The 13187-nt window shown below is 51.5% G+C and carries 12 protein-coding genes and 3 pseudogenes; 6 read left to right on the top strand and 9 right to left on the bottom strand.

The features are described from left to right. A pseudogene (locus tag BGK49_RS01405) lies at nucleotides 1-300 on the top strand (IS1-like element IS1X2 family transposase); the annotation flags it as partial. A 23-nt stretch (nucleotides 301-323) separates the two neighbouring features. Here BGK49_RS01405 and chbB read toward each other — a convergent pair. Further along, the gene (chbB, locus tag BGK49_RS01400) at nucleotides 324-644 is read right to left on the bottom strand and encodes a PTS N,N'-diacetylchitobiose transporter subunit IIB (protein WP_000412169.1); all 321 of its coding nucleotides are present in this window, start codon (nucleotides 642-644) and stop codon (nucleotides 324-326) included. A gap of 297 nt (nucleotides 645-941) precedes the next feature. After that, entirely contained in the window at nucleotides 942-1280 is a 339-nt protein-coding gene (osmE, locus tag BGK49_RS01395; protein ID WP_001039044.1) for an osmotically-inducible lipoprotein OsmE, read from the bottom strand. Nucleotides 1281-1481: 201 nt separating this feature from the next. Between osmE and nadE the strand changes: the two genes are divergently transcribed. Together nadE and cho are read left to right on the top strand one after the other, a co-directional pair. Further along, a complete protein-coding gene (gene nadE, locus BGK49_RS01390; RefSeq protein WP_000175034.1) occupies nucleotides 1482-2309 on the top strand; it encodes an ammonia-dependent NAD(+) synthetase in 828 nt (275 codons plus the stop codon). Between the two features lie 229 nt (nucleotides 2310-2538). Beyond that, nucleotides 2539-3426, top strand: coding sequence for an excinuclease Cho (gene cho, locus BGK49_RS01380; protein WP_000252396.1), 888 nt, complete (start codon nucleotides 2539-2541; stop codon nucleotides 3424-3426). On the opposite strand, the gene ves is transcribed toward cho, so the two are convergent. From ves to astC, 7 genes and pseudogenes are all read right to left on the bottom strand, one after another. After that, entirely contained in the window at nucleotides 3386-3961 is a 576-nt protein-coding gene (ves, locus tag BGK49_RS01375; protein WP_004983350.1) for an environmental stress-induced protein Ves, read from the bottom strand. The two genes, cho and ves, sit on opposite strands and share 41 nt — an antisense overlap. A 202-nt stretch (nucleotides 3962-4163) precedes the next feature. Then, on the bottom strand, nucleotides 4164-4634 hold the full coding sequence (gene spy, locus BGK49_RS01370) for an ATP-independent periplasmic protein-refolding chaperone Spy (RefSeq protein ID WP_001228966.1): 471 nt from the start codon (nucleotides 4632-4634) through the stop codon (nucleotides 4164-4166). Between the two features lie 329 nt (nucleotides 4635-4963). Then, a complete protein-coding gene (gene astE, locus BGK49_RS01365; RefSeq protein WP_000368526.1) occupies nucleotides 4964-5932 on the bottom strand; it encodes a succinylglutamate desuccinylase in 969 nt (322 codons plus the stop codon). Beyond that, nucleotides 5925-7268, bottom strand: coding sequence for an N-succinylarginine dihydrolase (gene astB / locus BGK49_RS01360; protein WP_000994988.1), 1344 nt, complete (start codon nucleotides 7266-7268; stop codon nucleotides 5925-5927). Before astB ends, astE begins: the two co-directional genes overlap by 8 nt. Then, a pseudogene (astD, locus tag BGK49_RS01355) lies at nucleotides 7265-8727 on the bottom strand (succinylglutamate-semialdehyde dehydrogenase). The gene astB and the pseudogene astD overlap by 4 nt, the downstream one beginning before the upstream one ends. Further along, nucleotides 8724-9758: an arginine N-succinyltransferase gene (astA, locus tag BGK49_RS01350; RefSeq protein ID WP_000989446.1), complete on the bottom strand. Its 1035-nt coding sequence runs from the start codon at nucleotides 9756-9758 to the stop codon at nucleotides 8724-8726. The pseudogene astD and the gene astA overlap by 4 nt, the downstream one beginning before the upstream one ends. After that, nucleotides 9755-10975, bottom strand: a complete 1221-nt coding sequence (gene astC / locus BGK49_RS01345; protein WP_000081975.1) for a succinylornithine/acetylornithine transaminase — start codon at nucleotides 10973-10975, stop codon at nucleotides 9755-9757. Before astC ends, astA begins: the two co-directional genes overlap by 4 nt. A gap of 445 nt (nucleotides 10976-11420) precedes the next feature. Between astC and xthA the strand changes: the two genes are divergently transcribed. From xthA to BGK49_RS24920, 3 genes and pseudogenes are all read left to right on the top strand, one after another. After that, nucleotides 11421-12227, top strand: coding sequence for an exodeoxyribonuclease III (gene xthA / locus BGK49_RS01340; protein WP_000673918.1), 807 nt, complete (start codon nucleotides 11421-11423; stop codon nucleotides 12225-12227). Between the two features lie 166 nt (nucleotides 12228-12393). Then, nucleotides 12394-12969, top strand: a pseudogene (locus BGK49_RS01335) (TVP38/TMEM64 family protein); the annotation flags it as partial. A 53-nt stretch (nucleotides 12970-13022) separates the two neighbouring features. Next, a partial coding sequence (locus BGK49_RS24920) for an IS1 family transposase (RefSeq protein WP_047664789.1) occupies nucleotides 13023-13187 on the top strand: 165 nt, incomplete at its 3' end.

Here is a 13187-nt window from a genome sequence, read left to right as displayed (position 1 = left end):
ACGGTTGTGGCGCACGTCTTCGGTGAACGCACTCTGGCCACACTGGAGCGTCTTCTGAGCCTGCTGTCGGCCTTTGAGGTCGTGGTATGGATGACGGATGGCTGGCCGCTGTATGAATCACGCCTGAAGGGAAAGCTGCACGTTATCAGCAAGCGTTACACTCAGCGCATTGAGCGACATAATCTGAATCTGAGACAACATCTGGCAAGGCTGGGACGGAAGTCACTGTCGTTCTCAAAATCGGTGGAGCTGCATGACAAGGTCATCGGGCATTATCTGAACATAAAACACTATCAGTAAGTTGGAGTCATTACCAAAATAAATTAATTTGCTGCGGCTTTTTTAATCGCTGCAACCGCAGCCTTAAGCACGCCTAAACCATCGACTTTGCCATAAAGCAGCGAGTCAATTACTTCAACCGGTTTGTTGGGTAACAAACGCTGGATTTCGGGCAACATATAAGCAATCTGCGGCCCTAATAACACGACATCGGCATTCTGACCTTTTTCACCAGCCAGTGTTTCCGGAAATGCTTCAATAATGACCGGAACTTCATATTTTTCTGCCTGTGCGCGCATTTTTGATACCAGTAAAGAGGTAGACATGCCCGCAGAACAAAACAGATAAATGTGTTTCTTTTCCATAAAACTGCCCTCATCGACGATTATCTGTCAGCCAGACACTCCGCAAGCCTTAACCTGCTTCCATGCTCTGGGTAACTTGCGAAACCAACATGACTTTTTTTGTGGCTGAAAGGAGTATACGGTATAGACCTGAGCAATAGTATTTCTTTGACCTTATAAATTGTCTCTCCTTGACCTGCGGTTATGACCCTCTTCACATTTCGGGCAAATAATTCGCGAAGATAATTAAGAACTCAGGCCAAAAAAACCGGCGCAATGGCCGGTTTCCGTTGTTACTCAAGCTTTCAAACGAAGTGATTACTTCGCAGCCTGTGGATCAGTGTCGTATTCAGCACAGGTCTGATAACCGGAGTTGATGACATGTCCAGTATCATCTAACGCGACAAAGTAGGTTTCTGCTTTACCATCACGTTGACCCAGGATGTAGGTCTGGCAAGTACCACGAGCATGGATCATGCTCACTTCAGACGAAGGTTTACCCGCAATTTGTGCAACCTGCGCCCGGCTCATGCCTTTTTTGACGTCTTTCACCACAGGCTGTACAAACTGGTCTTTGGTACGATCATAAGCCGTACAACCCGCCAGCATGGTTAATACCGCCGCTGCACTCAGAATTCCTGCCATATTCTTGTTCATATTCCGTCCTCTTGTTTATCAGCGTGTTAGATAAGCCTGGAATACATTGGGCGCTTTTTCAAGCCCGTGAACGAAACGGCTCCGCTTTCAGAGGATTCCTGTATGACGTTTTATCCACCATTCAACCCGCTGTCGCTTGTCGTTTCAGTAGCGACGGGTTAGCTTTAAGGAAGTTTTGTCTTTTCTGTCTGGAGGGGTTCAATGACATTGCAACAACAAATAATAAAGGCGCTGGGCGCAAAACCGCAGATTAATGCTGAAGAGGAAATTCGTCGTAGTGTCGATTTTCTGAAAAGCTACCTGCAAACTTATCCGTTCATTAAATCACTGGTGCTCGGGATCAGCGGCGGTCAGGACTCCACGCTTGCCGGTAAGCTGTGCCAGATGGCGATTAATGAGCTGCGCCAGGAGACCGGCAACGAATCTCTGCAATTTATTGCCGTACGCCTGCCCTATGGTGTTCAGGCCGACGAACAAGATTGCCAGGATGCCATTGCCTTTATTCAACCGGATCGCGTATTAACCGTTAATATCAAGGGCGCGGTATTGGCCAGCGAACAGGCGCTGCGCGAAGCGGGCATTGAACTGAGCGATTTTGTCCGTGGCAATGAAAAAGCGCGTGAGCGGATGAAAGCACAATATAGCATTGCGGGTATGACCAGCGGTGTCGTGGTGGGCACCGATCATGCAGCAGAAGCTATTACCGGATTCTTCACTAAATATGGTGACGGCGGTACGGACATTAATCCGCTGTATCGTCTCAACAAACGTCAGGGTAAACAGTTACTGGCGGCATTAGCTTGCCCGGAACACCTTTATAAGAAAGCGCCAACGGCCGATCTGGAAGATGATCGCCCTTCTCTGCCAGATGAAGTGGCACTCGGCGTGACCTATGACAATATCGACGACTATCTGGAAGGGAAAAACGTACCTCAACAGGTCGCCAGAACAATAGAGAACTGGTATCTGAAAACCGAACATAAACGCCGTCCGCCAATTACCGTTTTCGATGATTTCTGGAAAAAGTAATAATTTGCACATATTGGATTGTGCGAAAAAGAGTAATTTGTTCACGCCGGATGCGGCGTGAACGCCTTATTCGACCTATAAAACTATGCAAATTCAATACATTGCAGGAGTCGAATAGGCCTGACAGGCGTAGCACGTCAGACGGTGTAACCTTTGTCATCGACCCGCCTCTTTTTTAATCGCTTCCCGCCTGTTACACTGGATAGATAACCAGCATTCGGAGTCAACAGTGGTACGGCGTTTAACTTCTCCGCGGCTCGAATTTGAAGCTGCGGCAATTTATGAATATCCCGAACATTTACGTTCATTCCTTAATGACTTACCCACCCGACCAGGGGTGTATCTGTTTCATGGTGAAAGTGACACCATGCCGCTCTATATCGGCAAAAGCGTTAACATCCGCAGCCGCGTCCTTTCTCATTTACGTACCCCGGATGAAGCCGCCATGCTACGGCAATCCCGACGGATCAGCTGGATATGTACCGCCGGTGAAATCGGCGCTCTGCTCCTTGAAGCGCGATTAATCAAAGAACAACAGCCGCTGTTTAATAAACGGTTGCGCCGCAATCGCCAGCTCTGTGCCCTGCAATTAAATGAAAAGCGCGTCGATGTGGTGTATGCCAAAGAGGTGGATTTTTCACGAGCCCCCAACCTGTTTGGCCTGTTTGCCAATAGGCGCGCAGCTTTGCAAGCATTGCAGACCATCGCTGATGAACAAAAACTTTGTTATGGCCTGCTGGGACTGGAACCGTTAAGTCGCGGTCGTGCATGTTTTCGTTCAGCGCTAAAACGTTGCGCCGGAGCATGCTGCGGTAAAGAGAGCCATGAGGAACATGCGCTACGCTTGCGCCAGTCTCTGGAGCGTTTGCGGGTGGTGTGTTGGCCTTGGCAAGGGGCGGTGGCGCTGAAAGAACAGCACCCGGAAATGACTCAATATCATATTATTCAAAACTGGCTGTGGCTGGGGGCGGTTAATTCGCTGGAAGACGCGACAACGTTAATTCGGACACCCGCCGGGTTTGATCACGACGGTTATAAAATTCTTTGTAAGCCGCTGCTTTCCGGTAACTATGAAATTACTGAACTTGATCCGGCGAATGACCAGCGAGCCAGTTGATTTCACTGAACAACAGTTTACCTTGCGGTTGTAAAAGCCGCAGGGTGTGCCTGCCATCGAACCAGCACGCGCCCTGGTCGGTAGTGAGCAATTTATCGCCCAGTTGCCACGCCCCGTTAATCACAAACACCACCCCGCCGCGTGAGCCAAAGGTAGTAAACGTACGTTCGGCAATTCTGACTTTCGCCTTACAGACATCCAGGCGTGTCATGATGTTGAAATCCATCGACATCTGCCCTTCCGTCAGTTTCGCTTTTACCACCTGGTCCGCTGCAAAGGCAAAAGGCTGTAACGGTTTTAAGGTATGGTTAAAGCGGTCTGCGCTTTCAAGGAGCATCTCGCCGCCTTCCAGCAACGTCACTATCCTTTCCATGCCGGGAAACAAAGAAAACTCTCCATTCGCCGCGATGGATGCAATGCTGGCACGCCAGTAAAAATCACGTTTTGCCGGTGGGAAAGTGCAAATTTCGCGCGTTTCACCGGCAGCATTTCGCCACAGATTCACCGACATTTTACGCATATCAAAGTATTCCATACTCGCTCCCGGCCCGTTCTTTTCATTGTTATCGTTCAGGTAACCGTGGATGGTTATCGGCAACTCGGGTGATTTACGTTAGTGGTGATCAGGCTTTTTTTACAACTGTTTGAGAAGAGAAAAGAAAACCGCCGATCCTGTCCACCGCATTACTGCAAGGTAGTGGACAAGACCGGCGGTCTTAAGTTTTTTGGCTGAAAGATTATTCAGCAGTTGCAGGCATTTTACCTTTTGCCGCTGGACGTTCTGTCAGACGCTTCTCAAAATTAGCATTAAATTGCTTTTTCTGTTCCGGCGTCAGGATGTTGTAAATTTTGTTCTGGGTTTCCATGTGCGCCAGCATGTTAGCTTTGCGCTGTTCTTCCATTTTTGCGATCTGCGCTTCAGCTTTTGCTTTATCGAAGGTATCGCTGACAATGATGTCATGCATTGCGCGGCGTTCTTCCAGCGGCGGACGTTTCATCTGGTCACGCTGGCCTTTCATGATTTCGCGGATCTGCTGTTTCTGCGCGTCGGTCAGGTTCAGGTCTTTGAACATCATGTCCTGATGCGGACCGAACTTGCCTTTGTGGTGCATCATCGGCTTCGCGTCAGCCGGTGCTGCGGCATGGGCCAGGTTAGCCGCGCCAAGAGCCAGGGTAGAGGCAACAAACAGTGCAGTTAATTTACGCATATTCTATATCCTTCCTTTCAGTTATTTATTACGGCTTTCTTAAGTAGCGTGCCGTGTTGACGAGATTAACTTTACTGACTTTAGCGTCAATTAATCAGAGCAACGGTAAAACAATGAAAGTGTAAAAAACACTTTTGCGCCAATTATGGAGAAAAAAAGAAAATTTGATGGAGAGTGATGAGAGAATATTACAACACAATGATTTTGCAGAGATTATGAAGAACTATACCGGATGACTGGTGATAAATAAAGCAAATAACCAGGATTAATCTGTATTAATTTATAAGAAAGCAACTTAATACCCGCAGAATGATTTCTGCGGGTAAGTATTAGCTTATTTTTTCGAGCATTAATCCCGCGCGTAATCCCAACGCTACCAACGGATTAGGGAATAACACATACTCTACATCATGGGTTACGGTAAAACGTTCCTCTCCGTCCTGCGCCAGCAATGTTCCTTTCTCAAACGGCATAAAATTCAGCGTGTCACTTGCCATATGCATTTCGAAGGACGGCGAGTGGCGAGTAATTTGCGAAACCACCCGATAACGGAGCGGCGGTGTTCTCACGATACCGACACTCTCACCAGATAGCAGCGCAGCAATTGCGCTGGCAGTTACTGCAAACTGGCGAAGATCGTTTTGCCCAAAGGGCAACGCTTTGCCAAGTTCCAGCGTACAGGCCAGCGCGCCAAAATGTCTGGCGCTGAAATGGGTAAACGTACCACCAGGTTCCTGATGGAACACCAGCGCCTCCAGCCCCGCCGCACCCAGCCACGTCAGAAATTTCTCGTCCCAGGGAATGTCGCGTTGCGGTAATACACCGAACTGCGGATGCAAGGAGCCACGAATTGCGGTATGTAGATCAAGGTGCCAGCGCACAGATTCTTTGCCCTGGTCATAAAAATCTTCCAGGCACTGTTCCAGTTCGCGCGCCCGACAGGTTTCTCCGCTTTCAGCAAATAGCTGCCAACGACCGCCAAACATTCGATTCATATCGCTATGGCAATAACGTTTCCCTTGCTTCAGCGCAGGAGGATTCCCGAGGATCACCAGCAACCGCCAACGTAACGGGATCTCGCCGTGAGATATCGCGCCAAGCAACGCGTCCAGCATTTCCACAGGTGCCGTCTCATTACCGTGGATCCCCGCAGAAATCACCAGCGCGCCTTGCGGTGGCGTTAATGGCGTCAGTTCCAGCACACCATCGCCCAGCCAGCGCCAGCGAACGCCGTTGATTTCTCGCTCGGTGATAACCGTTTTTTTACCCGTTAAGGTCAGAGCAAGAAAATTATCCATTGCCCCCTCCCTCGCGCTGGAACGGATAAACCGAACCGAGATTCAGTAATTGGCTCAATACATCCAGTGCTTCCCGCCCTTCGCGCAGCAATTGCGGGTCGGCCAGATCGGCAGCAGTAAGACGATCGCGGTAGTAACGATCCACCCAGTCATTGAGCGCATTAAACAAGGTATCGTTCATCATCACCGCCGGATTCACCGCCCGGCGTTCTTCTTCTGTCAATACCACCCGCAACCGCAGGCACGCCGGGCCGCCGCCATTCGCCATGCTTTCACGTAAGTCAAAGACTTTTAGTTCGCTAATCGGGTTGTCAGCGGCAAGGAGTTCATTGAGATAACCCCATACTCCGGCGTGTTCCCGACACTCCTGAGGCAGCACCAACATCATGGAACCATCATCGCGGCTCAACAGTTGGCTGTTAAACAGATAGGTAGACACCGCATCCGACACGGAAACCTGAGTTGCCGGAACTTCTATCGCCATAAAACCGTTCACCCGCGCCCGCAGGTTTGCCAGTAACTGTGACTGGCGAGCGAACGCCTGTTGGTGGCAAAACAGCACCTGGCGGTTACTTACGGCAATCACGTCATTATGAAAAACACCCTGGTCGATAACGTCCGGGTTTTGCTGGGCGAAAATCACCTGTTGGGGATTCACCTGATTAAGCCTTGCCACCGCCTCGCTGGCTTCGCGAGTCTGTCGCGCCGGATAACGGGAAGGCCGGGTATCATTGCCTTCTTCTCGCCCGTAGACAAAAAGTTGCATACCCGGCTCACCGTAATGACCGCCGAGACGATTGTGGTTTGCCGCCCCCTCATCACCGAGCAACGCTACCTGCGGCAACGCCGAATGGACGCTAAATTTCTCTTCGTCGTTAAAAATAGCTTTTAACAGCGATTCAGTGACGGGCGCTTCCAGCGAACGGTGAAATTTATTGTTCAGGTTGGCAACGGTGAGATGCACTTTGCCATCCAGCGTATCGGCAGATGGCGCGATCGTTGCCGCATTGGCTACCCACATTGGCGAAGCGGAGCTGACGCTGGAAAGCCAGTGCGGTGCCTGGCGTGCAACTTTTTCCAGTACCTGCTCATCGCTACCACTGAATCCCAACTGACGCAGCACCGGAATAAACGGACGCTCGTGCGGCGGGATCACGGCCTGGGGGAATCCCGCATCGGCAAGGGTTTTCATTTTCAGTAAGCCCTGTTTCGCCGCCAGTCGCGGGTTAGACACCTGAAAACGGTGACGGGTAGAGGCTTCATTACCAAACGACAGGCCAGCGTAATGATGCGTCAGCCCTACCAGCCCGTCGAAATTAACTTCCCAGGCGTTCATCGCACCACCTCATCGGAAAAATCCAGCCCGGGGTTAAGCGTTGCGGGCAAAGTTAACAAGTCCGACTCCAGGCTCGCCATAGGCCATGTGCAGTAATCTGCGGCATACCAGGCGCTGGGGCGATGGTTACCGGATGCACCAATGCCGCCGAATGGCGCGGTACTGGCAGCACCAGTAAGCGGTTTGTTCCAGTTAACAATCCCCGCCCGCGCCTCCAGCAACAGTTGATCGAATTTTTCCCGCTCGGGGGAAACCAGACCGCAAGAGAGTCCGAAGCGAGTGTTATTCGCCATTAGAATCGCTTCCTCGAAAGAATCATAACGCCAGACGCGCAATAACGGTCCGAACACCTCTTCATCTGGTACGCCAGCAACGCCTGTCATTTCAATGATCCCCGGCGTCAGCAACGATGTCTATGATTGTAATAAGCGCGGCGCAAGCAGGGTTCGTCCGCCCATCGCTTCCAGTTGCTGCCAGGCAGTAACCACCTGCTGTGCGGCCTGTTCAGAAATCAGCCCGCCAATAAACGGCTGCGGTTCGTCATCCCAGTTGCCCGGCGTTAATCGCTGGCTGACGGCAACCAGACGAGCAAGAAACGCATCGCCCTGCGCTCCGCTTTTGAGCAATAAACGGCGGGCGCAGGTGCAGCGTTGCCCGGCTGTGACAAACGCCGACTGAATGGTCAGATGGACAGCCGCGTCGATATCCGCCACCTCATCGATAATTAGCGGATTATTACCGCCCATCTCAAGGGCGAGAATTTTCTCCGGCTGACCGGAGAGCTGGCGATGCAGCTGGTAGCCGGTATTGGCGCGACCGGTAAACAGCAAACCGTCGAGATCCTCCAGCGCACTCAGCGCCTGACCCGTTTCACGCCCGCCCTGCACCAGGTTCAGCACGCCCGGCGGCAAGCCAGCCTGCTGCCATAAACGCATTACCGCTTCGCCACTCCACGGTGTCAGTTCGCTGGGTTTAAAGATAATGGTGTTACCTGCCAGCAATGCCGGAACGATATGTCCGTTCGGCAAATGACCAGGGAAATTATACGGCCCAAACACCGCCAGCACGCCGTGCGGGCGATGTCGCAGGCTCGCCGCACCGTCCGGCATTTCACTACGCTGCTCGCCGGTACGAACGTGATACGCCTTAATTGATATCGCGATTTTATTGATGTTGCCGCTTCCCAGCGCGGCTTACCCGTTTCTCTGGCAATAATCGCGGTTAATTCGGCTTTATTGCTTTCCAGCAATCCGGCAAAGCGTTCGACAACGACCTGACGTTCAGCCAATGAGAGCCGCGCCCAGCGCGGAAACGCCGCACGGGCTGCCCGACAAGCCTGTTCGACCTGAGCGGCATCGGCATCATTGCCTTGCCATAACACCTCGCCCGATACCGGATTACGCTTCACACGCGATGCGCCCTGGCCCGTTATCCAGTCACCGTTAATCCATAAAGTCATGCTGTTTTCTCCACTGCGCACAGGCGCACCAGACGAACGCGATCCCCTGCGTGGCATTTGAGGGCATCCAGTTGTGCGGCGGTTAAAATCAAACGCTCGGTTGCCGGATCGGTACGCGCCAGCACCACGCGGAAATGGTGATAATTTTCATTGGCGACCAGGCAGGCCGGAAAATCGCCCTGCGCAGGCTGCCCTTCTGCCACTTCCACCAGCCGACTTTTACGGATGGCGCGCACGCGGTCGATGTCACACTCAAGCGTTGGCCCGCCGTCGAAGATGTCGATATAGTTGCGGTAACGAAAACCTTCTTTCTCCAGCACCGCGCGGGCAGGCGCGGTTTGCGGATGTACCTGACCGATGACGTCCTGGGCTTCCTGGGATAAAAAGTGGGTATAGATCGGATGTTTCGGCATCAGTTCTGCAATAAATGCCTTTTGCCCGGTGCCGCAGAGAAAATCGGCGCGGCTAAAATCCATCGAAAAGAAGCGTTTACCGAGGCTTTGCCAGAACGGTGAATAGCCGTGTTCGTCAATCACCCCGCGCATTTCAGCAACCACTTTGTCATTAAACTTGTCGCGAAAAGCCGCCATAAACATAAAGCGCGATTTCGACAGCAAATAGCCGTTGCCCTCTTTGCGCCAGTCCGGGTCGAGAAACAGCGTGCACAGCTCGCTGCTGCCGGTGTGATCGTTACTAAGAAACAGCGTCGGCAATGCGTTATAGACATTCAGCTCTTTTGAGGCGTGAACCAACGTGCCGACCCGATAGTTGTGCCAGGGATCGTTCAGCCCAACCGCCACCTCAATGGCGCAAATCCCCGCCACGGTGCCTGTCTCGCTATCTTCCAGCACGAACACATAGCCCTGCTCGCTTTTGGGCAGTTCGCCTTGCCAGGTTTTGATTGCCCTTTCGATACGCGCGGAAAGCGTGGCTTCATTAGCGGGAAGCGACGTCAGGCCGCCGCCCGTTTTGCTGGCAAGCTGCATCAGCGTCGAGACATCTGAGCGCTCAACGGGACGGATGACCATCATGATGAACCTCGGCTAACAAAGTGTTCGCAAGCAGCTGCAAAGCGATCCAGTCCGGTCGTCACCTCTTCTTCGCTGACATTGAGCGCAGGCGCAAAACGCACCACGTTGCCACCCGCAATCAGTACCATAACGCCTGCTTTCGCCGCCTCCTGAGAGATCTGTTTCGCTTGTCCGGCGTAATCGGCATTCAGTACACAGCCAATCAACAAACCTAAGCCGCGAACTTCACTGAACAAACCGTAGCGGTGATTAATGGTATTAAGACGCTCAACAAACCAGTCGTGACGCTGTTTAACGCCATTAAGCATCTCTGGTGTGTTGATGAGCTCCAGCACTTTGCCCGCCACCGCCGAGGCCAGCGGATTGCCGCCATAGGTGGTGCCATGAGTGCCAACGGTCATCACGCTGGCGCACTCTTCGGTTGTTAACAACGCACCGACCGGGAAATCGCCGCCCAGCGCTTTGGCGGTAGTTAACAGATCAGGTGTCACGCCGTAGTGCATATAGGCATACAGTTCCCCGGTGCGCCCGACGCCGGTTTGTACTTCATCAAAAATCAACAGCGCATTGTGGCGGTCACACAATTCACGCAGACCTTGTAAAAACGCGTTGCTGGCTGGCACCACACCGCCTTCCCCCTGAATGGGTTCGACAATCACCGCACAGGTGGCGTCGTCAATCAGCGCGCTGGCAGAGTTAATATCGTTATATGCAGCATGACGGATATCTGGTGGCAGTGGCGCAAAATCCTGTGAATAGGCTGGCTGCCCACCCGCACTGACAGTAAACAGCGTGCGACCATGAAACGCATTTTTAAACGCCATGATACCGCTCTTATGGCTGCCGTAGCGGTCGTGAGCGAATTTACGCGCCAGTTTTAGCGCCGCTTCGTTGGCTTCCGCACCGGAGTTACAAAAGAAGACGCGATCGGCAAACGTGGCGTCGATCAATTTTTTCGCCAGTCGCAGTACCGGCTCGTTGGTGTAACCGTTGCCGGTATGCCAGAACTTACTCGCCTGTTCGTTCAGCGCTTCACGCAGTTCCGGATGCGCATGGCCTAGCGCGTTCACCGCAATGCCACCCGCGAAGTCGATATACTCTTTCCCCTGCTGATCCCACAAGCGCGAACCTTCGCCACGTACCGGTATAAAGGGTGCCGGAGCGTAAACAGGTATCATCCATTCATCAAAGTTTTCACGCGTAATTGGCTGAGACATAGCGACCTCTACAGTAAATAATTCGTTATTTATATGTTGACAATAAGTAATGTTTGCGCTGTAAATGTAGATTGCAGGGTTCGTGCCAGCCAGTGATAAAAGTGCATAAACGGCGGAGGCTAACTGGAAATCAAGGAGTTATAACCAAACCATATGCATTTAAAGTGCATATAAAGTGAATACGTTTGCGATGTGGGTGAATAAAAAGAATAAAAAACGCAATGTTATGCAGAAGTAAAATATAATTCTGGAATTGTGATCATTGACGAAATTTACTGGAAATTACTGCGCCATTCTGACGCAGCGCGCACCAAAAGCGGGCATTTTTTGCGCCATCGTTGACATCATTAACAACCATCGATCAAATCACTTAACAACAGGCGGTAAGCAACGCGAAATTCTGCTACCATCCACGCACTCTTTATCTGAATAAATGGCAGCGACTATGAAATTTGTCTCTTTTAATATCAACGGCCTGCGCGCCAGACCTCACCAGCTTGAAGCCATCGTCGAAAAACACCAACCGGATGTGATTGGCCTGCAGGAGACAAAAGTTCATGACGATATGTTTCCGCTCGAAGAGGTGGCGAAGCTCGGCTACAACGTGTTTTATCACGGGCAGAAAGGCCATTATGGCGTGGCGCTGCTGACCAAAGAGACGCCGATTGCCGTGCGTCGCGGCTTTCCCGGTGACGACGAAGAGGCGCAGCGGCGGATTATTATGGCGGAAATCCCCTCACTGCTGGGTAATGTCACCGTGATCAACGGTTACTTCCCGCAGGGTGAAAGCCGCGACCATCCGATAAAATTCCCGGCAAAAGCGCAGTTTTATCAGAATCTGCAAAACTACCTGGAAACCGAACTCAAACGTGATAATCCGGTACTGATTATGGGCGATATGAATATCAGCCCTACAGATCTGGATATCGGCATTGGCGAAGAAAACCGTAAGCGCTGGCTGCGTACCGGTAAATGCTCTTTCCTGCCGGAAGAGCGCGAATGGATGGACAGGCTGATGAGCTGGGGGTTGGTCGATACCTTCCGCCATGCTAATCCGCAAACAGCAGATCGTTTCTCATGGTTTGATTACCGCTCAAAAGGTTTTGACGATAACCGTGGTCTGCGCATCGACCTGCTGCTCGCCAGCCAACCGCTGGCAGAATGTTGCGTAGAAACCGGCATCGACTATGAAATTCGCAGCATGGAAAAACCGTCCGATCACGCCCCCGTCTGGGCGACCTTCCGCCGCTAATTTAGCAGCTCTCCTGGCTCAAACTGGGTCAGGAGAATTAACCTTGAGAAAAATCAACAAACTGTCAGTAATGATTTGTTGCCTGCCGTCCTTTGTTATACCGTCACTGCGTTTTTAGTTGTCTGACCACTTCTCTATTATCAAGTTTGATATAGGAAACTCCACGATGAATGCTGAGCGTAAATTTCTTTTCGCCTGTCTTATTTTTGCGCTGGTCATTTACGCTATCCACGCTTTCGGTTTATTCGATCTGCTCACCGATTTACCCCACTTACAGACACTCATTCGCCAGAGCGGATTGTTCGGTTATAGCCTCTATATTCTGTTATTCATCATTGCCACCCTCTTTCTGTTACCAGGAAGCATACTGGTGATCGCTGGAGGAATAGTTTTTGGCCCGCTCTTAGGGACACTACTCTCATTAATTGCCGCCACGCTGGCCTCCTCGTGCTCATTCCTGCTGGCGCGGTGGCTGGGACGTGATTTACTGCTGAAATACGTGGGCCATAGCCATACCTTCCAGGCCATTGAAAAAGGCATTGCGCGTAACGGTATTGATTTTCTTATTCTGACCCGCTTAATCCCGTTGTTTCCTTACAATATTCAAAATTACGCTTACGGATTAACCACCATCGCCTTCTGGCCTTATACCCTTATTTCGGCACTCACGACCCTGCCCGGTATTGTTATTTATACCGTGATGGCAAGCGATCTCGCCAATGAAGGCATTACGCTGCGCTGGTAATGCTGCCAACTTACTGATTTAGTGTATGATGGTGATTTTAAGGTGCTTGCGTGGCTTCCATTTCCATCAGATGTCCTTCCTGCTCCGCTACTGAAGGCGTGGTGCGTAACGGCAAAAGCACTGCCGGACATCAGCGCTATCTCTGCTCTCATTGCCGTAAAACATGGCAACTACAGTTCACTTACACCGCCTCTCAGCCCGGTACGCACCAGAAA

Origin of the sequence: Shigella sp. FC1544, from assembly GCF_001722145.1 — a bacterium.
Taxonomy (GTDB): domain Bacteria; phylum Pseudomonadota; class Gammaproteobacteria; order Enterobacterales; family Enterobacteriaceae; genus Escherichia; species Escherichia coli.
This window is presented reverse-complemented; position numbering and strand designations above follow the sequence as displayed.

Coding starts and splice junctions, on each gene's coding strand:
- ves (WP_004983350.1), bottom strand. CDS start 3,961: ATGGAATACTTTGATATGCGTAAAATGTCGGTGAATCTGTGGCGAAAT.
- astA (WP_000989446.1), bottom strand. CDS start 9,758: ATGATGGTCATCCGTCCCGTTGAGCGCTCAGATGTCTCGACGCTGATG.
- nadE (WP_000175034.1), top strand. CDS start 1,482: ATGACATTGCAACAACAAATAATAAAGGCGCTGGGCGCAAAACCGCAG.
- astE (WP_000368526.1), bottom strand. CDS start 5,932: ATGGATAATTTTCTTGCTCTGACCTTAACGGGTAAAAAAACGGTTATC.
- spy (WP_001228966.1), bottom strand. CDS start 4,634: ATGCGTAAATTAACTGCACTGTTTGTTGCCTCTACCCTGGCTCTTGGC.
- xthA (WP_000673918.1), top strand. CDS start 11,421: ATGAAATTTGTCTCTTTTAATATCAACGGCCTGCGCGCCAGACCTCAC.
- astC (WP_000081975.1), bottom strand. CDS start 10,975: ATGTCTCAGCCAATTACGCGTGAAAACTTTGATGAATGGATGATACCT.
- chbB (WP_000412169.1), bottom strand. CDS start 644: ATGGAAAAGAAACACATTTATCTGTTTTGTTCTGCGGGCATGTCTACC.
- astB (WP_000994988.1), bottom strand. CDS start 7,268: ATGAACGCCTGGGAAGTTAATTTCGACGGGCTGGTAGGGCTGACGCAT.
- osmE (WP_001039044.1), bottom strand. CDS start 1,280: ATGAACAAGAATATGGCAGGAATTCTGAGTGCAGCGGCGGTATTAACC.